24 protein-coding genes are annotated in these 22467 nt (G+C 46.4%); 19 read left to right on the forward strand and 5 right to left on the reverse strand.

Annotated features, from left to right (window positions below; translation table 11 throughout):
- Nucleotides 1–101: 101 nt before the first annotated feature.
- The 7 genes from dxs to spo0A all read left to right on the forward strand — a co-directional run bounded on the left by dxs (nucleotide 102) and on the right by spo0A (nucleotide 8266).
- Complete coding sequence (gene dxs / locus FGT79_RS14015) at nucleotides 102–2000, forward strand: 1-deoxy-D-xylulose-5-phosphate synthase (protein ID WP_138753416.1); 1899 nt, start codon at nucleotides 102–104, stop codon at nucleotides 1998–2000.
- 15 nt (nucleotides 2001–2015) lie between these two features.
- Nucleotides 2016–2846, forward strand: a complete 831-nt coding sequence (locus FGT79_RS14020) for a TlyA family RNA methyltransferase (RefSeq protein ID WP_138753417.1) — start codon at nucleotides 2016–2018, stop codon at nucleotides 2844–2846.
- A 189-nt stretch (nucleotides 2847–3035) separates the two neighbouring features.
- Nucleotides 3036–3506 (forward strand): hypothetical protein, encoded by a 471-nt coding sequence (locus FGT79_RS14025; protein ID WP_246096428.1) that lies wholly within the window; start codon nucleotides 3036–3038, stop codon nucleotides 3504–3506.
- A gap of 20 nt (nucleotides 3507–3526) precedes the next feature.
- Nucleotides 3527–3979, forward strand: a complete 453-nt coding sequence (gene ahrC, locus FGT79_RS14030) for a transcriptional regulator AhrC/ArgR (protein ID WP_138753419.1) — start codon at nucleotides 3527–3529, stop codon at nucleotides 3977–3979.
- A gap of 13 nt (nucleotides 3980–3992) precedes the next feature.
- Nucleotides 3993–5705, forward strand: a complete 1713-nt coding sequence (gene recN / locus FGT79_RS14035; protein ID WP_138753420.1) for a DNA repair protein RecN — start codon at nucleotides 3993–3995, stop codon at nucleotides 5703–5705.
- 123 nt (nucleotides 5706–5828) lie between these two features.
- Nucleotides 5829–7157, forward strand: coding sequence for a SpoIVB peptidase (gene spoIVB / locus FGT79_RS14040; RefSeq protein ID WP_171056235.1), 1329 nt, complete (start codon nucleotides 5829–5831; stop codon nucleotides 7155–7157).
- A gap of 296 nt (nucleotides 7158–7453) precedes the next feature.
- Nucleotides 7454–8266, forward strand: a complete 813-nt coding sequence (gene spo0A / locus FGT79_RS14045; RefSeq protein WP_138753422.1) for a sporulation transcription factor Spo0A — start codon at nucleotides 7454–7456, stop codon at nucleotides 8264–8266.
- A gap of 132 nt (nucleotides 8267–8398) precedes the next feature.
- Here spo0A and FGT79_RS14050 read toward each other — a convergent pair whose 3' ends face one another.
- On the reverse strand, nucleotides 8399–8566 hold the full coding sequence (locus FGT79_RS14050) for a mechanosensitive ion channel protein MscL (protein WP_138753423.1): 168 nt from the start codon (nucleotides 8564–8566) through the stop codon (nucleotides 8399–8401).
- Between the two features lie 136 nt (nucleotides 8567–8702).
- Here FGT79_RS14050 and coaD point away from each other — a divergent pair, with 136 nt between their 5' ends.
- On the forward strand, nucleotides 8703–9188 hold the full coding sequence (coaD, locus tag FGT79_RS14055) for a pantetheine-phosphate adenylyltransferase (protein WP_138753424.1): 486 nt from the start codon (nucleotides 8703–8705) through the stop codon (nucleotides 9186–9188).
- Between the two features lie 89 nt (nucleotides 9189–9277).
- On the opposite strand, the gene FGT79_RS14060 is transcribed toward coaD, so the two are convergent.
- A complete protein-coding gene (locus FGT79_RS14060; protein WP_138753425.1) occupies nucleotides 9278–9571 on the reverse strand; it encodes a DUF2627 domain-containing protein in 294 nt (97 codons plus the stop codon).
- A gap of 216 nt (nucleotides 9572–9787) precedes the next feature.
- On the opposite strand from FGT79_RS14060, the gene lpdA reads away from it, so the two are divergent.
- The 5 genes from lpdA to lipB all read left to right on the forward strand — a co-directional run bounded on the left by lpdA (nucleotide 9788) and on the right by lipB (nucleotide 15508).
- Complete coding sequence (gene lpdA, locus FGT79_RS14065; RefSeq protein ID WP_138753426.1) at nucleotides 9788–11215, forward strand: dihydrolipoyl dehydrogenase; 1428 nt, start codon at nucleotides 9788–9790, stop codon at nucleotides 11213–11215.
- Nucleotides 11216–11314: 99 nt separating this feature from the next.
- Nucleotides 11315–12349, forward strand: a complete 1035-nt coding sequence (locus FGT79_RS14070) for a thiamine pyrophosphate-dependent dehydrogenase E1 component subunit alpha (protein WP_138753427.1) — start codon at nucleotides 11315–11317, stop codon at nucleotides 12347–12349.
- Nucleotides 12349–13332 carry an alpha-ketoacid dehydrogenase subunit beta gene (locus FGT79_RS14075; RefSeq protein ID WP_138753428.1) on the forward strand — a complete coding sequence of 328 codons (984 nt, stop codon included), beginning with the start codon at nucleotides 12349–12351 and terminating at the stop codon, nucleotides 13330–13332. Before FGT79_RS14070 ends, FGT79_RS14075 begins: the two co-directional genes overlap by 1 nt.
- A 119-nt stretch (nucleotides 13333–13451) precedes the next feature.
- A complete protein-coding gene (locus FGT79_RS14080; protein ID WP_138753640.1) occupies nucleotides 13452–14783 on the forward strand; it encodes a dihydrolipoamide acetyltransferase family protein in 1332 nt (443 codons plus the stop codon).
- 17 nt (nucleotides 14784–14800) lie between these two features.
- Nucleotides 14801–15508, forward strand: coding sequence for a lipoyl(octanoyl) transferase LipB (gene lipB / locus FGT79_RS14085; protein WP_138753429.1), 708 nt, complete (start codon nucleotides 14801–14803; stop codon nucleotides 15506–15508).
- On the opposite strand, the gene prli42 is transcribed toward lipB, so the two are convergent.
- Entirely contained in the window at nucleotides 15494–15595 is a 102-nt protein-coding gene (gene prli42 / locus FGT79_RS31180; RefSeq protein ID WP_171056236.1) for a stressosome-associated protein Prli42, read from the reverse strand. The genes lipB and prli42 overlap by 15 nt on opposite strands.
- 91 nt (nucleotides 15596–15686) lie before the next feature.
- On the opposite strand from prli42, the gene FGT79_RS14090 reads away from it, so the two are divergent.
- On the forward strand, nucleotides 15687–16820 hold the full coding sequence (locus FGT79_RS14090) for a M20/M25/M40 family metallo-hydrolase (RefSeq protein WP_138753430.1): 1134 nt from the start codon (nucleotides 15687–15689) through the stop codon (nucleotides 16818–16820).
- Between the two features lie 156 nt (nucleotides 16821–16976).
- Here FGT79_RS14090 and mciZ read toward each other — a convergent pair whose 3' ends face one another.
- Complete coding sequence (gene mciZ, locus FGT79_RS14095) at nucleotides 16977–17141, reverse strand: Z-ring formation inhibitor MciZ (RefSeq protein WP_138753431.1); 165 nt, start codon at nucleotides 17139–17141, stop codon at nucleotides 16977–16979.
- A 95-nt stretch (nucleotides 17142–17236) separates the two neighbouring features.
- Between mciZ and FGT79_RS14100 the strand changes: the two genes are divergently transcribed.
- The 3 genes from FGT79_RS14100 (at nucleotide 17237) to fur (ending at nucleotide 19357) form a co-directional block, all read left to right on the forward strand.
- Nucleotides 17237–17800, forward strand: a complete 564-nt coding sequence (locus tag FGT79_RS14100; protein WP_281285945.1) for an NUDIX hydrolase — start codon at nucleotides 17237–17239, stop codon at nucleotides 17798–17800.
- Nucleotides 17801–18167: 367 nt separating this feature from the next.
- A complete protein-coding gene (spoIIM, locus tag FGT79_RS14105) occupies nucleotides 18168–18788 on the forward strand; it encodes a stage II sporulation protein M (protein WP_246096429.1) in 621 nt (206 codons plus the stop codon).
- A 92-nt stretch (nucleotides 18789–18880) separates the two neighbouring features.
- Nucleotides 18881–19357 (forward strand): ferric iron uptake transcriptional regulator, encoded by a 477-nt coding sequence (gene fur, locus FGT79_RS14110; RefSeq protein WP_138753433.1) that lies wholly within the window; start codon nucleotides 18881–18883, stop codon nucleotides 19355–19357.
- A gap of 138 nt (nucleotides 19358–19495) precedes the next feature.
- On the opposite strand, the gene FGT79_RS14115 is transcribed toward fur, so the two are convergent.
- Entirely contained in the window at nucleotides 19496–20659 is a 1164-nt protein-coding gene (locus FGT79_RS14115; RefSeq protein WP_138753434.1) for a S8 family peptidase, read from the reverse strand.
- Nucleotides 20660–20911: 252 nt separating this feature from the next.
- Here FGT79_RS14115 and ald point away from each other — a divergent pair, with 252 nt between their 5' ends.
- Nucleotides 20912–22054: an alanine dehydrogenase gene (gene ald, locus FGT79_RS14120; protein ID WP_138753435.1), complete on the forward strand. Its 1143-nt coding sequence runs from the start codon at nucleotides 20912–20914 to the stop codon at nucleotides 22052–22054.
- A 76-nt stretch (nucleotides 22055–22130) separates the two neighbouring features.
- A complete protein-coding gene (locus FGT79_RS14125; RefSeq protein ID WP_138753436.1) occupies nucleotides 22131–22364 on the forward strand; it encodes a YqzK family protein in 234 nt (77 codons plus the stop codon).
- Nucleotides 22365–22467 lie beyond the last annotated feature (103 nt).

Here is a 22467-nt window from a genome sequence, read left to right on the forward strand (position 1 = left end):
CATTTCGGTTGGGAAAAAAATCGCAGTGTGCTATAATAGGTAAAATGTAGATGTCCATGGGATGGCTATGATTAGCTGTCCGCGAAAGCGAGGAAAGTAACGTGCTGCTTGACCAGATTAACGGACCTCAAGATTTGAAAGCTTTGACTACCGCTCAACTAGAGCAACTGGCCGCTGAAATCCGTCAGTTCCTGATTGAGAAGCTTTCCGTTACGGGTGGTCATCTTGCTCCGAACTTGGGAGTCGTAGAACTGACCCTAGCCATGCATTATTTGTTTAATAGTCCTGAAGATAAATTTATTTATGATGTCGGCCATCAATCATACGTTCACAAAATTTTAACTGGCCGCATGGATCGATTTGATACATTAAGAAAATATAAAGGCTTGTGCGGATTCGTCAAACGTGCCGAAAGTGAACATGACGTATGGGAAGCCGGCCATAGCAGCACTTCTTTGTCTGCAGCAATGGGTATGGCGCTTGCGCGTGATTTGAAGGGCGAAACGAACCGTGTTGTAGCCGTCATCGGCGATGGCGCGCTTACAGGCGGAATGGCTTTAGAGGCGCTTAACCATATCGGTCATGAGAAGAAAGACCTGATCGTTATTTTGAACGATAATGAAATGTCTATTGCACCCAATGTAGGGGCATTGCATCATTATTTGGGCAAGATTCGGACAGATCGACATTATCATAAAGCCAAAGACGAGTTGCAGCAGCTGCTAAACAAAATTCCAGCAATAGGTGGTAAGCTTGCCAAGACGGCTGAGAGATTCAAGGACAGCCTGAAATATTTGCTGGTAAGTGGTATTTTGTTTGAGCAGTTTGGGTTTACGTATCTTGGACCCGTTGATGGGCATGATCTTGAACAATTACTTGATATTATGAAGCAAGCCGATTCCATGCCTGGGCCGGTGCTTGTTCATGTATTGACGGTGAAAGGGAAAGGCTACTCTCCAGCAGAAGCCGATTCTTTCAAGTGGCATGGCATAACGCCATACAAGATCGAATCAGGCCAGGTTGTCAAAGCAGTTGGGCCGCCAGTATATACGGACGTATTCGGTCAAATGCTCATTGAGCTGGCTGAGAAGGACGAGAGGATCGTCGCCGTTACACCAGCGATGCCCGGCGGATCGGGATTACTGCCGTTTGCAGCCAAATTCCCGAAACGGATGATTGATGTTGGTATTGCGGAGCAGCATGCTGCGACCATGTGCGCTGCACTAGCTCTTGAAGGGATGAAACCGGTATACGCCGTTTATTCCACCTTCTTACAGCGTGCATACGACCAAGTCGTGCACGATATTTGTAGGCAGAATCTTAACGTTATCTTTGCAATAGACCGTGCCGGATTTGTCGGACCTGACGGTGAGACGCATCATGGCGTTTACGATATTTCGTATTTGCGGCATATTCCTAATTTGGTCATTATGATGCCTAAGGATGAGAATGAGCTTAGACAGATGCTGAAAACTGCTGTTGATTATGATGACGGACCAATCGCTGTGCGTTATCCAAGAATTGCTGGCCTTGGCGTGGAGATGGACCCGAATCCTCAGGCATTGCCAATTGGAAAGTGGGAGACGGTTCGTGAAGGCGATTCGAGCGTAATATTAGCCATCGGCCCAATGCTTCAAGTAGCTGAGGAAGCTGCTGAGCTATTGAAGCGTGATGGTATCAATGTTCAAATTGTGAATGCTCGATTCATCAAGCCTTTGGATGAGCAAATGCTACTCGGCTTGGCGGCTGAAAGCAGACATATGATCGTGCTGGAAGAGAATGCGGAGCTTGGCGGTTTCGGCAGCTCGGTTCTTGAATTCTTTTCGCTAAAAGGCATATACGGGTTGTCCATTCGGATTATCGGTATACCTGATGTGTTTGTCGAGCATGGTTCAATCATTGAGCAAAGAAAAGAAATCGGATTAACGGCAGAACGAGTCGCTAATGATGTAAGAGCTATGCAGCCACGGCGTATGAAGCGAGTTACTGGTAAGCAGTAGCTTCGAGGGAGACAGATGACAATAACAGCAAAAGAACGTATAGATGTGCTCTTGGTTGAACGAGGCTTCTATGAGAGCAGAGAAAAAGCAAAAGCTGCATTGATGGCTGGACTTGTACTAGTCAATGATGAGCCTGTCGACAAGAGTGGCATGAAAGTCCCTCGTGCAGCAGATATCAAAGTAAAAGGTGCGCTGCATCCTTATGTGAGCCGCGGCGGCCTTAAGCTTGAGAAAGCGATTAAGGCTTTCGACATTGACCTTCAAGATCGTGTCATGCTTGATATCGGTGCTTCTACAGGAGGGTTCACGGATTGTGCGCTGCAAAATGGTGCATCCTACGTGTATGCGATTGATGTAGGCTACAATCAATTGGACTATTCACTAAGGCAGGATGAACGCGTAAATGTCATGGAGCGTACTAATTTCAGATATACACAGCCAGCCGATTTAATCGGTCCGCAGCCAACATTTGCAACGATCGATGTATCGTTTATATCCTTGAAGCATATTTTACCAGCATTATCTACTTTATTATCGATTGGCTCAGGCATTGTTGCGCTCATTAAGCCGCAATTCGAAGCTGGCCGCGAGAAAGTAGGCAAGTCAGGAGTTGTTCGTGATTCAGGCGTACACAGAGATGTATTACGTACGGTGCTAACGACTGCCTCAGAGCTCGGTTATTCATTGCAGGATATAACATTCTCACCTATTACTGGCGGAGAGGGCAATATCGAATTTCTTGCCTACTGGAAATGGACGAATGAGCCTCATGCTGAGTTTTCGAATGATGAAGCACTAGCTGCGCTAGTCAAGCAAGCAAATGAAACTTTCACTGCGAGCAAATAAGTGAAATGAAATAGAATCGGAAAGGTGTCGAGCAGCACTTCAGCTGTCGGCATCTTTTTTACTTTACAGCAGAGGACTATTTTTGCTAAACTGTAGAAAAGCAAACAAACGTTCGGTGCAAGAAGAATACAGGAATATTCCCCCATCATGACGAACGAATAAAGGAGACAAGCCTTTAGCGAACGGAGGATGCGAGTGGAACCGTATGGCGATTGGATGATTATGCTGGCAGCAGGATGCTTGTTTATTTTCTGGCTATTCCGAATGTTTCACCGCTGGCTCCATGAGCCCGCGAGCGTTAATCGGTTGAAGTTGGGTAAGGGCGGTGTACTTGCTGCAGATGATGAGAATATTATATTGCTCGAGCAAGCCGGCTATGAGGTAAGTTCAGGGAAACATTTGATTCCGATCCCCATCAAAGTGAATAACGTTCCACTTGGAAAGGGAAGTCGGATATATATTGATTACATCGCAGTGAAAGATAATTGCAGCTATGTCGTGAAGACTGCTCGCGAGAGGATGCCAATTGATTGGAGTCCAAGCGGAGTTAGAGATCGCTTGCTCGTCTATGCACTCCTTCTACCCGAATGTGAAGGTGTATTGTTCGTCGATGCTAAAGAAAAACTCATTCGGAAAGTTACGTTTCACATCGCAGAATAATAATGGACGGAGGTTTTTTTATGAAAGGGATTCGCCAATTTCGAATTAAAGAAATTGTAACGAAGCGTACAATCGAGACGCAGGAGGAGCTTGTGGAAGCCCTTCGCGAATCGGGTATGCAGGTCACACAAGCTACGGTGTCTCGGGATATGAAAGAGCTGATGCTGATCAAGGTTCCGGCGGGTGAAGGCAAGTACAAGTATTCAATTCCACAAGAGCTTCAGAAGCAGAATCCGATACATAAGCTAAAACGTGCTTTACTTGACCATTTCGTACATATTGACTTTACAGATAATCTTGTCGTGATGAAATGCTTGCCTGGTACAGCCAATACAATTTGTGCGTTGGTTGATAACATGGAATGGTCTGAAGTAATGGGTACGATTTGCGGTGACGATACGATATTGATGATTTGTCGGACGAAGGCGCAGAGCGGGGAAGTTGTTGAACGAATACTGGAGCTATTGAACTGAGGAGGAAATAACCATGCTGCGTGAGTTGTCTATTCGGAATTTAGCGGTAATCGAAGAAGTAAACGTTACTTTTCATCATGGCTTTCATGTGTTGACAGGAGAAACAGGAGCAGGTAAATCAATCTTAATTGATGCGCTTAGCTTACTGGTCGGCGGTAGAGGCTCCGCAGACATGGTGCGTTACGGTTGTGATAAGGCAGAGATGGAAGCGATGTTTGATCTTTCAAGCAATCATCCCGTATGGGATGTGCTTCACAGACTTGGTGTACATGCTGCTCATGAAGAGATGCTTGTCATTAGGCGCGAACTGTCAGCACATGGGAAGAGCAGCAGTCGGGTGAACGGCCAGCTTGTTACGATGACGATGCTGAGAGAAATTGGAGAATATCTCGTTAATATACATGGTCAGCATGAGCATCAGTCGCTGTTGCGCTCGGAGCAGCATTTGGAGTGGCTGGACTTATTCGCAGGAGATCTATTAATTGAACGTAAACAAAATTATCGGATTATATTCAGTGCATTGCAACAAGCAAGGGCATCACTTCGCGAACTGGAGAACTCAACGAGACATAATGTGCAAATGCTGGATTTGTACCGTTTTCAAATCGAAGAAATTACGGCAGCGAAGCTAAAGCCTGCGGAAGATGAATTACTTACGGAGCAAAGACGCAAGTTAATGTATGCGGGGAAAAGAATGGATGCTGTCTCCGATGCTTACGATTTGCTGTACGGCGGCAAAGGATTGGATATGGTCAGCAAAGCGGTTGCCAAGCTGATTGATATTCAAACGTATGATCCAGCGAAATTGAATCCACTTCTTGAACAGCTGCAGTCTGCGTTCTATCAAGCTGAGGATGCTGCATTCCAGCTTCGCGATTACAGAGATGGTATTGAATCAGATCCGAACTTGCTGTCACAGGTAGAAGACCGCTTGGATTTGATCAATGGATTAAAGCGGAAATACGGGGAAACGATACCTGATATTCTGGCTTATCTTGAACGTACCATTATTGATCGTGACAAAATCGAAAATCGTGACCAGTTGCTTGAGGCGCTTAAGCTGGAAGAAACCAAGCTCTATGATCAAGCTTTGGTACTTGCTCAGGAGCTATCGCAGCTTCGTGAGCACGCTGCTGCGAAGCTGTCTGAGGCTATCGAGAATGAACTGGGACAGCTTCAGATGCCGTCTGCCAAGTTCTGTGTACAAATCGATACAACCGTTACTGGCACTGGTGAGACAAAGCAGATTCGTCTGCATGCGAACGGAATGGACGAGGCTATCTTTATGCTCTCCACGAATCCGGGGGAACCGCTTAAGCAGCTTAGCAAGATTGCCTCAGGCGGAGAAATGTCAAGGATCATGCTGGCGCTGAAGAGCATATTCGCTGAGATCGATCAGGTGCCGGTATTAATATTTGATGAGGTAGATACGGGCGTAAGCGGACGCGCTGCCCAGGCCATTGCAGAGAAGATGTCGCAGCTTGCTCTCAAGTGTCAAGTGTTCTCCATTACGCATTTGCCTCAAGTCGCATGCATGGCTGACCACCATTATGAAATTCGCAAACAGGTTATCGGAGCACGTACATCAACTTCCGTTATGGAGCTGCTGGAGAAAGTGCGTATTGATGAGCTTGCACGCATGCTTGGCGGTGTAGAGGTTACGGAAAAAACAAGGCATCATGCACAAGAAATGCTTGATTTGGCGGTTAGACAGAAGGGGGCGTAATGGAAGCCAATTAGGGAATGTTTTTGCGGACATAAAACATGCGGGTGAGGGTAACTTAAAGGTACGCCATTGGCGACTTAACCTATTTCGTCATGCGATGGAATTACAGGGAGCGTGAAATCATTGAACTCCAGTCAAAGGAAGCGATGGTTTGGCCTAGTTCTCGTTTTCTTCATTTGCGTGATCGGAAGCTCCACTCCGTTTCAACATTTTGCCGCAATCCCGAATGAACTTCGTTTATTCTCCGGGCAACTGAAACGATTACAATACGGAGTGCCCGTTCATGCAGAAGTAACGGTCGACCCACAGATGCTTCAGATTAACGGATCTATCAGTCATTCTTTATCCGTAAATTTGAATGAACCACTGTCCCTTCAATCGAGTCAAAGCGGTCAAACCAAAATGAAAGTGAAATTATTTGGTAAAATTCCATTCAAGACAGTTAAAGTTAATGTCGTACCAGATTTGAGAGTGATTCCTGGGGGCCAAACCATCGGCGTTAAAGTTAAATCCTCCGGCATACTGGTCGTTGGTCATCATCAAGTGTCAGGTGAAGGTGGCATGAAGCAGTCACCGGGAGAAGCTGCAGGACTTCGTCTAGGCGATTTGATTGTAAAGATTAACGGAACAAGCATCAATCAAGTGCAACGAGTGGCAGTGCTAAGCGAGAGGGCTGGAAGCGAGAAGAAACCGCTTGAGGTAACGTACAAACGCGATGGTGAAATGAAGAATACGTTATTAAACCCTGTATATGATGCTGAGGACAAAGCATGGCGATTAGGCCTATATATCCGTGATTCTGCTGCTGGAGTGGGCACACTAACTTTCTACGCCCCTGATCAGGGAGTTTATGGAGCGCTCGGTCATGTCATTACAGATATGGATACTCAAACTCCGATTGATGTGGGCGAAGGACAGATTTTACAGTCCAGCGTTACGTCTATTAACAAAAGCCAAAATGGAGAGCCGGGAGAAAAAAGAGCGCATTTCGTGAAGGAAAGTAAAATATTGGGGAATGTTGAACGGAATACCCCCTTTGGCATTTTCGGAAAAATGAATGAAGTGCCTACGCATAGCTACAGTGAGAAAGCCATTCCTGTCTCATTTGCTGAGGATGTCAAGGAAGGACCGGCACAAATTTTGACTGTTGTAAATGGACAGAAGGTTGAACGCTTTGATATTGAAATTGCTCATGTATCGAAGCAATCTGGGCCTGCAACAAAAGGTATGGTGATTAAGATTACAGATAAACGGCTGTTGAGTAAAACAGGTGGCATTGTTCAAGGTATGTCTGGGAGTCCAATTATTCAAGATGGCAAGCTAGTGGGTGCGGTTACCCATGTGTTCGTGAACGATCCTTCTTCGGGATACGGCTGCTTTATTGAATGGATGCTTCAGGATGCAGGCGTGCTTTTGAAATCAGCAAATGGCTATATTGGCGAAGCGGCATAAGCTTTATATCTTTTAGAGAGACGTCTGTTTTAGCTGAACTTGGAGCTAAGGCAGACGTTTTTTTGTTCCACCGACTACAGTTCAAAAGCGCGTCACTTCGGAGAGAAACGATGGATTTTGTCGAACCATAACGAAACAAATCGTTACATGTAACAAAATTTTCATTATATCGAAATGCCGCAAAAAAATAAAGAAAAATAATTTTCGACAGAAGGAATTCAACTCCACATGTCGAAAACTTTAAGCAGACAACTAGTGAGCGTAATCATCAATATCATTTAGAGGAGGACCACAACTTGCATAAGATCGAAGTATTATTAGCAGACGACAACAGAGAATTTACTAACTTGTTATCGGAATACATATCCGAACAAAGTGATATGAGTGTGAGTGGAGTCGCGTACAACGGGGAAGAGGTTCTAAGACATTTGGAGGAAACAAGAAATATTCCCGATGTACTTATCCTTGATATTATTATGCCTCACTTAGACGGACTAGGCGTGCTTGAACGCTTGAAAGAAATGAATTTATCACCAATGCCAAAGATCATTATGCTGACTGCTTTCGGCCAAGAAAACATTACTCAGAAGGCGGTACAGCTAGGCGCTTCCTATTATATTCTAAAGCCATTTGATATGGATATATTGGCGAATCGGATTCGTCAACTTGTTGGTAACCCGACATACTCCTCAACAGGAAGCTTCACGACAAGCTCTTCCTCGTTGAAATCGAATGTGGTTCCAATTGCAAAAGGAAAAAACCTCGATGCTAACATTACAAGCATTATTCATGAAATCGGAGTCCCGGCTCATATTAAAGGATATCAGTACTTGCGCGAAGCGATAACGATGGTGTACAACAATATCGAAATTCTTGGCGCAATCACGAAAACGCTGTATCCCGCCATTGCTGAGAAATTCAAAACAACACCTTCCCGCGTTGAGCGAGCGATCCGTCATGCGATTGAAGTCGCTTGGACACGCGGCAACATCGACAGCATCAGCCACTTATTCGGTTACACGATCAATATTAGCAAGTCGAAGCCGACAAATTCGGAGTTTATTGCGATGGTGGCTGATAAGCTGCGGATTGAGCATAAGGTGAGCTAAGTGTAAGAGGAGGCATCGGTAAGGGGTTTATTTTACGAATTCGTGTTATAAATATATCCATAAATGAAGCCGAGGCAGCTATTGTCTCGGTTTTTCGTTTGGAAAATAAAAAAAAGGCCCTCACGAGATGCCTCAGTTATACACAACTCTTCGGTTTATATAAACGTTTCTGCCATATTTCTTGATTAGTCCGTGTGATTCTGCTTTGATAAAGCTATGGATTTCTTTCAAACGCTGTGTTTGAGGCTGGATGGTTTCCTTTACTTTTCCGTCTACCGTTACGTCGAATACGATTTTCATAGCAGCACCTCTTCTTTTTGATATAGTCCAATTGTAAGGCGTTAGTATTTGGACATCATAAAATGAAATGTTCACTATTGTAATTTTATTTAACGATCGTCATCGCAGTGTAAACGTACAGAATGGAGGAAGAAAGATGAGAGCTGTATATGCGGGAAGCTTCGATCCGATTACGCTAGGGCATGTATCCGTTATCGAGCGCGCATTTCAACTGTTCAAAGAGGTGCATATTATTGTTGCGAACAATCGCTCCAAAAAACATCATTTTAACATTGATCAGCGGACGGAGCTTGTTGCGTTATCCATTCCACAGGATGCAAAGCTGAAGATTATACCTTTCGAAGGAATTGTTGCTGATTATATTAACGAGCATGATATCAATGTTGTCATACGGGGCATTCGCAATGCTACAGATTTAGAGTACGAGCTTCAACTGGAGCAATATATACGCAATACGACAATGGCAGATACGATCTATTTGTCACCGTATACGCATTACATGCAAACAAGCAGCTCGCTTGTTCGCATGTTTCTGATGTCGGATAAGACGGAGCTCGCGGCCTCCTACATGGTGCCCAAAGCGTATATGCGGATGCTTGAATACGATGAAATAGCGCAATAAGCATAGGCCGCTATAACAAAAAACCGCCATAGAAAAGGGACTAGATCCCGATCATAGCGGTTGAACGTTTCCTGCTAAAGCGAATATAGCTAATTTTGCGGTTTTGGCGGGCGAGGACGTTTTTCCTTGAAACGAGGAGCAACGTAATTGCGCTTGCGGTCTCGGAAAAAGGTCCAGCCTGCGATGAAGCCTGCACCGGCAATGAACATAATAAAGCCAAGAAGAAATTTCAGCCATTCAAAATCTGGCGTGACGGTGGAATCGCCGAATTGGGAGAAGTAAAGAAACAAAGCATCTTTCATTTTCAAAAAACCAAAGCAAGCAAGCAGACCGGGAATAACCAGCAAAAGAATCGCAATAAAACGGGCGGTAACTAATTTCATAAAGTGAGGATCTCCTTGTCGGTCAAAATATACAGTTAGCAATATCATACCTTTTTCGAAGCAGTGTGTCTATTTCGTAAAGCAACGATGCTAGAGGCTGTAAAAACAGGTACAATAGGAATGAATGACATGATACAATGCGAATGGACATGCCTCTAAAGAATAGGCAGAGGTATATCCTCATAAGTGTCATGTAATGATGGAGGGATTGATTAGATGGCGATTCAGGTAGATGTGGCTGTGCTCGGGGGCGGACCTGGTGGATATACGGCAGCGATTCGAGCTGCGCAATTAGGAAAATCGGTAGCAATTATAGAAATGGATAAGCTTGGCGGTACGTGTTTACATAAAGGCTGTATTCCTAGCAAATCACTGCTGCGAAGTGCAGAGGTGTATTCGACCTTGCTAGAAGCAAGTGCATATGGGATTCAAGTAGCGGACGGGGCAGTATCGCTGGCTTTCGACCAGGTGCAGTCACGCAAGACGCAAACGGTGGATCAACTATACCGCGGTGTGCAGAGCTTAATGAAAAAAAATGGGATTCAAATCATACAAGGCAAAGGAAGAGTGATCGGCCCTTCTATATTCTCACCACGAAGCGGTTCGCTAGCTGTTGAGCTGCCAGATGGAGAGATGGAGTCGGTCGTATCCACTAATCTCATTATCGCAACAGGATCAAGGCCACGTGTGTTGCCTGGCTTAGTGCCTGACGGAAAGTACATAATGAGCAGTGATGAAGCGCTTCTGATGGACAAGCTGCCTGGCTCTATTATTATTGTTGGCGGCGGCGTTATCGGCGTGGAATGGGCTTCGATGCTTCAAGATTTCGGCGTACAAGTGACGCTTGTTGAAGCGGGTTCACGCTTGCTGCCAGGCGAGGATACTGAGGTATCAGCAGAGCTCACAAAATTGCTGGGCAAGCGCGGCGTACGTATTTTGACAGGTGTTCAAATTCAAACGGAGCAATTCAAGGCTGATAATGACGAGGTTTCTATTGTAGCAGCAACCCCGGACGGCGATGTTCTGCTCACTGCAGAGAAGCTGCTGGTATCTGTCGGACGCCAAGCGAATATTGAAGGCATCGGTCTTGAGAATACAGACATTCGCACAGTAAACGGCGTGATCGAAGTGAATAGCTACGGTCAGACGAGTGAACCGCATATTTATGCCATTGGCGATGTGATAGGCGGCGTACAGCTTGCACATGCTGCTGCGCACGAGGGAATTGCCGCAGCTGAGCATATCGGCGGTATGAAGCCGGATGCGGCAGAAGCCTATCTCATTCCTCGATGCATTTACTCGCGCCCTGAGATAGCCTCGTACGGTTTAACGGAGGACGGCGCTCGTTCAAAGGGCCATGATATCCAGACTGGGAAAATCCCGTTTCAGGCCATTGCCAAGGCGCTTGTACTCGGAGAGAAGGACGGCTTCGTTAAAGTAATAGCCGATCGGAAAACAAACGACATCCTCGGTGTACATATGATCGGAGCTCATGCGACGGAACTCATTTCCGAAGCTGCTCTTGCCAGCGTACTTAATGCAACGCCTTGGGAAGTCGGTCAAATGATTCACCCGCATCCGACACTTGCTGAGGCGCTTGGAGAAGCGATGCTTGCTGTTGATGGTAAAGCGATTTCGTTCTAATCAAGACTGTTTTCTTTTTGAATCAAATCGAGTTATAATATATATGATCAAGTCTTAGTACCAGGTTATAATAGTGCTTAAACAAAGGAGGAACACCTTATGACCCAATCTGCTTCTACTGGGCAAAATGTTCGTCATTCGGAATTAGGACTTAGCGATGAACAGGCTATTGATATGTATGCTACGATGGTGACTGCTCGCAAGTTCGATGAGCGTATGCTGCTGCTGCAGCGTGCCGGCAAAATTAATTTTCACGTTTCGGGTGTTGGCCAGGAGGTAGCTCAAGTAGCCGCAGCTTTTGCGCTAGACCGGGAAACTGATTATTACTTGCCATATTATCGTGACTATGGCTTCGTGTTGGCTGTCGGAATGACGCTGCGCGATTTATTGTTATCTGTGTTTGCGAAGGCGGAGGACCCTAATAGCGGCGGGCGCCAAATGCCGGGCCATTTCGGCTCGAAGAAGCTGCGAATTGTTACGGGCTCAAGTCCAGTAACGACACAAGTTCCGCATGCTGTAGGCATAGCGCTGGCTGCAAAAATGAAGAAAAAAGAGCTCGTTACCTTCGTCACATTCGGTGAAGGCTCCAGCAATCAGGGAGATTTCCATGAAGGCTGCAACTTTGCCGGCGTTCATAAGCTTCCTGTTATATTCATGTGTGAGAACAACCAATATGCCATCTCAGTACCGATTCATAAGCAATTGTCCGGTAAGGTTGCTGACCGTGCGCTCGGCTACGGATTCCCAGGGCTTCAAGTCGACGGCAACGATGCTCTAGAGGTTTTCCGTGTCGTGAAAGAAGCGCGTGAGAGAGCCATTGCGGGTGAAGGTCCGACGCTGATAGAAGCACTGATGTACCGCATTTCACCGCATTCAACCTCGGATAATGACCTTGCTTATCGAACCAAGGAAGAGGTTGACCTGAATCGTGCGAAGGACGGCATTCCAAAATATAAGCAATATTTGATTGATAGCGGTATTTGGAACGAGGAGCAGGAGGCGGAACTTCAAGCTCAGATTCGCAAGCTGCTCGATGAGGCTACGGCGTATGGCGACAACGCGCCATTCCCGACGCCTGAATCTACATTGCTGCATGTGTATGCAGATGATGCTGAGCAAGGAGGCAAGCAATAATGCCAGTAATAGAGTATATTGACGCTATCCGGCAAGCAATGAAGGAAGAAATGGAACGCGATGAGGATGTGTTCGTGCTCGGAGAGGACGTAGGTCTCAAAGGCGGCGTATTTACGACGACGAAGGGATTGCAGGAGCAGTTCGGCGAGCAGCGTGTTCTTGATACACCTCTAGCGGAATCAGCCATTGCTGGCGTTGCGATTGGTGCTGCTATGTACGGGATGAAGCCGATTGCAGAGATGCAGTATTCTGATTTCATGTTCCCTGCCACAAACCAAATTATTAGCGAAGCGGCCAAAATCCGATATCGTTCCAATAATGATTGGACTTGTCCAATTGTTATACGGGCACCAATCGGCGGCGGCATCTTCGGCGGCTTGTATCATTCACAATGTCCGGAATCAGTATTCTTCGGAACGCCGGGAATTAAGATCGTCGCACCTTATCGGGCTTACGATGCAAAAGGCTTGCTGAAAGCGGCGGTACGCGATCCCGATCCTGTTATTTTCTTTGAAAATAAAAAATGCTATAAACTGATTTTGGGTGACGTTCCTGATGAGGAGTATATCGTCCCAATTGGGAAAGCGAACGTTCTTCGCGAAGGCGACGACATCACCGTAATTAGCTACAGCATGCCACTACACTTTATAGAACAAGCAGCGGCTGAGCTTGCTAACGAGGGCATAAGTGCCCATATTCTAGATTTGCGGACGCTCCAGCCATTAGATAAAGAGGGAATTCTCGAAGCGGTTCGGAAAACGGGCAAAGTACTTATTATCCATGAGGATAACAAAACAGGCGGAGTCGGTGCCGAAGTATCTGCGATTATTGCAGAGGAATTACTGTATGAGCTGGATGCACCAATAATGCGGCTTTGCGGACCAGATGTTCCGGCTATGCCGATAAACCCACCCGGCGAGAAGTTTTTTCTGCTTAACAAAGAAAAGGTCAAAGAAGCGATGCGACAGCTAGCTCTTTATTAAAAAAAGTGAGAAGTTGAGCTGTTTCAATCCAAAGCTTGATTGTCACCGCGAAACGTGTGCTGCGCCGCCGAAGGACGGCGGAAGCCGTTGACGCACGGGCCAGTAGGGAGATGTGAATGATGAAAACTATGACGGAAATCGTCGTGCCACAATTAGCGGAATCGCTCGTTTCGGCTACCATTGATAAATGGCTGAAGCAGCCTGGGGATTGGGTAGATATTTACGAGCCTGTCTGTGAGATTATAACAGATAAAGTAAGTGCAGAACTGCCATCCACTGTAGCAGGGAAGTTTGTGCGAATATTGGTCGGGAACGGTGAGACTGTTCCAGTAGGTACACCTATCTGCATCATTGAAACAGAAGGATCTGCAGAAGGTGCTGGGAGTGCCGCAACACATGGAGAGACGGCGCCACCTGAGAAAACAGCCGATTCGTCCGCAAGCTCAAACCAGGTGGAAGATGCGCCAATGCGCAATCGCTTCTCGCCTGCGGTGCAACAGCTGGCAGCAGAGCATGCTATCCGCTTGACTGATGTACAAGGAACAGGTCTAGGCGGTCGAATTACACGTAAGGATGTTCTCGCCTATGTAGCTTCAGGTGCTGGGAAAGCTAATCAAGCCGTAAGTGGCCATCCAGGGGCAGTTGCTCCTCGGACTGTTGATGCAGCTGCGCAGGTGCGTTCTTCCGGCATGCATTTGACAGAGACGCCTAGGTTTCCCAAAATCGAAGTTGAAAGCTCGTCCAATTCGGGACGGGGCGACAGCTTTATCGATGTTACGCCGATTAGAAACACGATTGCACGCAATATGAGACAAAGCGTTACCGAAATTCCACATGCATGGACGATGATTGAAGTGGATGTCACCAACCTTGTGCTGTTGAGAAATAAACTCAAGGATGACTTTATGAAACGCGAAGGCATAAATCTCACTTATTTAGCCTTTCTCATGAAGGCTGTCGTCAATGCCATTAAAGACGTGCCCATTATGAACTCGATGTGGGCTGTCGATAAAATTATTGTCAAACGCGATATTAACATTGCGCTTGCCGTTGGTACGGAGGATTCGGTACACACGCCAGTCATCAAAAACGCCGATCACAAAAATGTGGCGGGCTTGGCTAAAGAAATCGAGGAGCTTGCTCGTAAGACGAGAGAAGGCAAACTGACCTTGTCCGATATGCAGGGTGGTACGTTCACGATCAACAATACGGGTTCATTCGGCTCGATATTGTCTTATCCGATCATTAACTATCCACAGGCTGCTATTCTTACGTTCGAATCCATTGTGAAGCGGCCAGTCGTTATCAATGATATGATCGCTGTACGTTCTATGGCAAATTTATGCCTATCGCTAGATCACCGTATTCTTGATGGTGTCATATGCGGACGTTTCTTGCAGCGCGTAAAGGATAACCTGGAGAGCTTCAATCTAGAAAGCAAATTGTATTAGAAAAGGGGAACACCATCATGGCTGAAGCGGTTAACGCAAACGGCTTAAGACGGCTGGATGCCCAATATATAGGTATGCTCGATTACGCACAGGCGTGGGAGCTGCAGAAAGCATACGTAAAGCAAATAGATCAGGGGGAGCGCGATCAGTCGTTGCTCCTTCTTCAGCATCCACCTACGTATACGATGGGCTCTGACAAGCATCCAGAGCATCTGCTCCTTGATGAGGAGCAGCTCAAGGAACGTGGAATTACTTTGTTTCAGATTGACCGCGGAGGCGATATTACGTACCATGGGCCAGGCCAGCTAGTCGGTTATCCTCTTCTTTATTTGGATGCAGAGGGCCTGAATCTACATGGTTATTTACGGAGCCTAGAGCAAGTCATTATAAATTGGCTTAAGGAGTACGGTATAGAAGCGGGAAGAAAGTCGGAATATACAGGGGTATGGGTTGGCCATTCCAAAATTGCTGCAATCGGTGTGAAATTCAATCGAGCACGGCATCAGCGGGGCTTTATAACGAGTCATGGCTTTGCGCTTAATATAAAGTCAGGTATTGCTGAAGAAGGCTTTAGTGGTATTGTTCCTTGCGGAATACAGCAATTCGGAGTAACCTCCTTCAATGATCTAACAGGCTTAGAGATGTCGGTTGAGGAAGCTGCCAAGCAGCTGCTTCCCCATTTCATCGAAGAATTTAAGTGTGAACCTATTCTAGTAGAGGAATAAAGAGCCAAGTCCGGCAACTAAGGTGGATAAAAGAAGCGCGGTTACGACTAGGATGGCAACGATTCGAACGATGCGTTGTCTGCGCATGTGAAAACCCCTTTCTTTATAAGCTTCATTGGTCGAATGAGCTTGTCATATACTCTATTGTATACGAAAGTTATGGACGGAGGAAACGTTAATGATTGCAAAAGATCGATTAGTGAAAGAATTTATGGAATTGGTTCAGGTAGATAGTGAAACGAAGCACGAGCAAGAAATAAGCCGCGTGCTCAAACAAAAGTTTGAAGCGCTTGGCTTGCGGGTGAGCGAGGATGACGCTGCGGACAAAACGGGTCACGGTGCTGGCAATATGTTTGTGATCTGGGAAGCGGAAGGAGCTGCTTCAAAAGCGCCAACGATTCTATTCACCTGCCATATGGATACCGTTACACCGGGTACTGGCATAAAGCCACAGCTTGATGAGGATGGCTACATACGCAGCGATGGCACAACGATACTAGGAGCAGATGACAAAGCGGGAATCGCCGCAATATTCGAAGCGGTACGAGTCGTTCAGGAGCAGGCGCTTCCACATGGACGCATTCAATTCGTGATTACAGTTGGCGAGGAATCCGGATTGCTTGGTGCCCGTGCGATGGATGCATCGAAGCTGGAGGCGAAGTTCGGCTATGCGCTTGATTCAAACGGTGCGATTGGCGATATCGCGGTTGGGGCGCCAACACAAGCAAGAGTGACGATCAAAATGTATGGTCGCTCGGCACATGCCGGCGTGAACCCAGAGGATGGCATTAGTGCGATTCAAGTCGCTTCAAAGGCGATTGCTAGAATGCCGCTTGGCCGCATAGATGATGAAACGACAGCCAACATTGGCCGATTCGAAGGCGGCGGCGCTACGAATATCGTCTGTGATTTCGTGAAGCTTGACGCTGAAGCGCGAAGCCTCGTTCAGCACAAGCTGGACAATCAGATTGAAGCAATGCGCAAGGCAGTTGAAAGTGCAGCGGAAGAGTTCGGAGCTCGAGGTGAGCTTGCGAGTGAAATTATTTATCCGGCGTATCAACATGATGATGAGGATGCTGTCGTTCAACTAGCCAAAAAAGCGATTATTGCTATCGGCTGCACACCGCGTACCTTTCATTCTGGTGGAGGCAGCGATGCTAATATATTTAACGGCTTAGGAATTCCAACTGTTAATCTGGCCGTGGGCTATGAGCATATCCATACGACCAAGGAGCAAATCAAGGTCGAGGATCTAGTGAAAACGACGGAGCTTGTTGTTGAAATTATTAAGCAAGCATCCGAAGCACGATAAATCATTCCAGCTGCGAAAAAAGCAAAGAATGTCATTCATAGCAAATATACAGTCGCATGATAATGACGAGCATGACAGAAGCCCTTCAACCCTGCAGCTCAGCATAGGCTGATACATGCGGATGGAGGGTTTTTGTCTACCCTATTCAACCCGGAATTAATTTGTTTTCTCCAATGGCATTCTCCGTACGCTAATCACGTTTGTATATTCGGACATTGGTGTCCGTGACAGTGTAGATGCCGATAGCTTACGCAGTTGATGCCGAATTTCCCAACCTTTGCCTACTAAACGTAAATGATTCAATGCAATGTATTGTTTCATATTAATCGCCCCTGACCATTTGATATAATGATAGTTATGCAGCGACAGGACAAGTTATGCACAGTAACCAACCATAGTTAAGGGAGAGATTACACTTGGAAGAGCAACAACCGAATTTGCTTTGGCGTGAAGAAACGATTAGTACCGAGCCTATATTTGAAGGTAAAATGATAACGCTGCAGGTGGATACGGTTACACTGGCTGACGGCAGAACGGCAACAAGAGAAATCGTCAAGCATCCTGGTGCAGCAGCGGTTATGGCACTATTGGATGGAAAGCTGCTAGTCGTAGAGCAATTCCGCAAGCCTCTTGAAAAGTTTCAGGTTGAAATACCAGCAGGTAAGCTTGACTTGGGTGAAGATCCGATAACTGCAGCAGCACGCGAGTTAGAGGAGGAGACAGGCTACCGTTCTGATGATTTAAAGCTGCTCAGCGCATTCTATACCTCCCCTGGCTTTGCCGATGAGAAATTATATATTTATTTCACCGATAAGGTGGAACAGGGTGTGCAAAATCCCGATGAGGATGAGGATCTAAAGGTTGAGGCCATCACGCTTGAGCAAGCCGAGGCTTATATTCAAGAGGGCCGAATTAGTGATGCTAAGACGATATTAGCTGTTTATGCATGGAAGCTGTATATTCTAACGGGTCGGCTATAGCCGACCCTCTTTAAATATAGGGAAGGATATGATATCGCCATCCTATCTCTATATTTCTCGGAATGAAAAGCTCTGCACCGCCAGAGGACGGCGACAGCCGTTTCACCTTGAAATATAAGAATTTATAAGTTTGTTAGCTTATATTTCACCGTAAAAGCGCCTTCAGCGTCTAAAGGACGCCGCAGGCGTTTTTGCTTGTCTATCTATATACCCGTCATACCTCGCATTAACACTTCATAGACTACAATGAGTAAGACAACCCCGTCGTTTAAGCCGAACAAGATAAATATGTGGTAATATATACAGCGGTTTGTGGGAGGTTAACCATACAGGAGCGGCTTCTGCAAACGTGAAGGGATCGGTGACCTTGTTAAAAAATCAACTTTCCTTATATGTATTTGTATCTGTATTGTTTGTCGTAGGCGTCATATTCGGAGCATTGATGGTTAATGCACTGACGCTTGAGCAGCAGCAAGAGCTCGCCTCGGATGTTGACCAGTACATTAAGCTGATGAATGGCGGAATTGGGATTAATGCTGCCGACTCATTCTGGGAACGGTTTTTTTTCCATGGCAAATGGCTGCTGTTGCTGTGGCTTCTAGGTATTACGGTGGTCGGCATTCCAGGTGTGCTTGCTCTTAATTTTCTCAAAGGAGCATTAGTTGGATTCTCAGTAGGGACGTTAATTAATCAATTTGCTTGGAAAGGTGTACTGCTCTCACTCGTTTCAGTCGCTCCACAGAATCTAATTGCAGTTCCCGCTATGATCATCACCAGTGCCGCAGCTCTATCATTTTCTCTATTTGTGATCAAAAATAGATTGCTAAAGCAGAAAGGAGAGCTGGCTCCCGAGCTCGGGTCTTTCACTTCGACAGCCATACTGATGCTGTTCTTGTTCGCAGGGGCTTCACTATTCGAGGCCTATATTTCTCCTGAGTTAATCAGTTGGGTATCACCGCTTCTCTCGCCTGATAACGCCACAATCTGACACCAAAATGTTTGACTTTATTGCATGTTAGCACCTATAATGAGAGGTAACGTTTCCTGAAATAGGCGCAGACATGTGGTAGGGGGGAAATCATGGAAGCCCGGATTGATAAGATTAAACAACAGTTGCAGTCGCAGGGCTACAAGTTAACCCCGCAGCGCGAAGCAACGGTGCGTGTTTTGCTAGAGAACGAAGACGACCATCTGAGCGCTGAAGATGTATTTATGCTAGTTAAGGATAAAGCACCGGAAATCGGGCTTGCAACGGTTTATCGGACGTTGGAATTGCTAAGCGAAATGCATGTTGTCGAAAAATTGAATTTCGGCGATGGGGTAGCGCGTTACGATTTGCGTACCGACAGCAACAAGCATCATCACCATCACCTAATATGCGTGCAATGTGGAACAATGGATGAGATTAAGGAAGATTGGCTGTTGCCATTAGAAGAACGGCTGGAATTGGAATACGGTTTTTTTGTCATCGACCATCGGCTTGATTTCCAAGGCGTGTGTCATCGCTGCAAAGCGAAGAATGATAGTGCAACAAACCCAAATGAAAAATCAACTTAAACGGCTTGGCTGCCCAGCATAACTGGACGGCAAAGCCGTTTTGGCGTTTAAAATATAGGAAAGTAAATGATTATGCCAACTTTCTCTATATTTCTACGTGAAACGTTAGCTTTGCCTCCAAAGGACGACTTCAGCCGTTTACGCTTGGTTGGACTCGAACAGATGTTCAAGCTGCATAAGACCAGAGCCTTGTGCCAGCGTGCTGAAGCCGCGTAGCTTAATCGAACGGCACTTTAATTTCTTCTTGACGAGTTGAGGACGGGTTCCTGATCTGCATGCTAGAAGCAAGGCAGCGCCACCAGCTACATGAGGCGAGGCCATACTTGTGCCGGAGAGCTTCTTGTATGAGCCATTCAGCCAAGTCGATAAGATGTTCTCGCCAGGTGCGGTTATGCTAATCCCTTTGCCTCTGCTGCTGAAAGAGGCGATCTTGTTCGCTTTTGTTGATGCGGCAACGGCAATTGTCTCAGTGAAGGAGGCAGGCTCATCGATTTGGCCAGCTGAATTCCCACTGTTTCCTGCTGATGCGACGATGACAATTCCTCGTTTAACCGCCTTTTTTATCGCTTGATGGAGTGTCGCGCTGCTATCCGATCCCAGAACGCCAAAGCTCATATTAATGACATTCATATGATTGTCAATACACCAGTATATGCCCTCAATGATATCGGATACATATCCTTCTCCATCCCCGTTTAATGCTTTAACCGCATACAAATTCACCTCCGGTGCTGTACCGATTACATTCCCGTTCTTGCCAATTGCGGCGATTATCCCTGCTACATGCGTGCCATGGCCGTTATCGTCGGCGAAAGAACCGCCATCGATCGTATTGACGCCGCCTGATATACGTAAATCTGGATGATTCGCAATTCCAGTATCAAGCACAGCTACATTTATCGACTTGCCCCTTGTCATTTTCCATGCTTCAGGAGCTTGAATACGGCGAATATTCCATGTAACTAAGGCTGGCGTTGTTGCTGGTGTCAATAAAGGAAGTGATGGAGAACGGAATGCTCTTTTCTGCTTTGGTATTCCGTGTGCCCGAATTTTCATATCTTTCTCGACCAGCTTAATTAACGGATTGTTTAACAAGGATTGTACCGAAGCAGCTTTGTTGAAGTGGCATCCAATAATTCGGCTATGAGGAACCGTCTTGAATGGGTTAATGCCCATTTCTCTAAGATGCTTAAGGCAGCGTTTATAGGATTTCGTAGATCGAACCGTAATTAGTTTGCGGAAGGTATTGCTCGAAGCATGACAGGGTGCACAGCTTTTAAATATGTTCTTCGATTTAGACAATGACGTTACCCTCCTAAATTGAGAAATCACATTTTTTTAGTTTATGGAAGGAAGACGACTTAGGTATGGGTGCTTGCCAAGAGCACACATATTTTTTGAAATATAACAAAACATAGAAGCAACGCAGCGGTGCTGCAAACATAATGCCGATACCCATAAAGAAATGGACGATCATTCAGAGGCTCATTGTCATACAACATAGAAAGCACAGATTTAAGCAGCTTGATGAGCGTGAGCGAGGAGGAGTTAGGTATGATTGTGGGGGTTCCGAAGGAAATAAAGCAGAGCGAATACCGGGTAGCATTAACGCCGGCAGGTGTAACGATGCTGGCTGCAGCAGGGCATAAGGTGATTGTTCAGACGGGAGCGGGAAGCGGGAGCGGGTTTGAGGACACGGACTATGTTCGCGAGGGAGCTGAGATTGTCTCAGAGGCAGCAGAGGTTTGGTCGCGGGCAGAAATGATTATGAAGGTGAAGGAGCCGCTGGCTGAGGAATTTGGTTATTTTCGAGAAGGACTGCTGCTATTCACATACTTGCATCTAGCTGCGGCGCCGGAATTGACAAGAGCGCTGGTGAATAAAGGCGTAACAGGTATTGCCTATGAGACGATACAGCTAGGGAATGGCAGTCTTCCCCTCTTGACGCCGATGAGTGAGGTCGCAGGCAGGATGTCTGTGCAAGTAGGCGCTCAGTTTTTAGAAGCGTTCAATGGAGGAAGAGGCGTGCTATTAGGTGGCGTACCCGGTGTCCCACCAGCTGAGGTAGTCATTATAGGCGGAGGGATTGTGGGTACGAATGCTGCCAAAATTGCACTTGGTATGGGTGCGAATGTCGTTATTCTGGAGAGAAGCGCTGATCGAATGCGATATTTGGATGATATATTCGGAGGGCGTGTACGTACGTTGATGTCAAGTCCGTATCAAATTGCCGATGCGGTGGCCAAGGCAGATTTGTTAATTGGCGCGGTACTTATTCCAGGAGCGCGCGCTCCGCATCTGGTCACAGAGCAAATGGTGCAGGGGATGAAAAAAGGAGCCGTTATCGTTGACGTTGCGGTGGACCAGGGCGGCTCTATCGCAACGGTTGATCGGCCAACGACCCATAAGGACCCGATCTATATTAAGCACGGCGTTGTGCATTATGCCGTTGCCAATATTCCAGGCGCTGTACCTCGGACCTCTACGTTCGCACTAACGAACGTTACGATAACCTATGCGCTTGAATTGGCAAACGATGGCATGGAAGCGGTCCGGCGCAGCATACCTTTGCAGAAGGGTGTGAACACGCATGCGGGTAATGTGACGTATGAGCCAGTTGCTTCTGCTGCTGGGTTGCCTTATGTTCCGCTTGAGAAATGGCTGGACAGCGTACCGTACGATCGATTGAGCGATTAATGACATATTTATGACAGCCTCCTCATATGGTGATACGGACGAGCAAACGTATTGCACATAAAGGAGGCTGGTTTGTATGGTTTTTTCGATTCGAAGATGGACGAGCCGCATCTTTTTTATTATTATATTTACTTTGCTGCTATGTTTGGTAACCGGAAGCTATCGCTGGCTCGCTGATGCGATCTCTCCGGTACATCCCTATCGTGAGCCTAAGGGCGCGTCATTAAAAGTTTTTGTCACCGATCCAGGCTCTCCTGATAGTAAAGATGTGGCTGATCGCCTGCGGTGGTTTTATTGGTATGGCGAATAAATCATCGTCCACGCTAAATGGATTAGATTTGGTAACAAGCAGGATTAATAGAGTCGAATGTTGAATGTTTTTGTAGAAAAGCATGTTCAGCCATGTGTCTGAT

It is taken from the genome of Paenibacillus sinopodophylli (assembly GCF_005930355.1).
In the GTDB taxonomy this organism is placed as follows: Bacteria; Bacillota; Bacilli; order Paenibacillales; family Paenibacillaceae; genus Pristimantibacillus; species Pristimantibacillus sinopodophylli.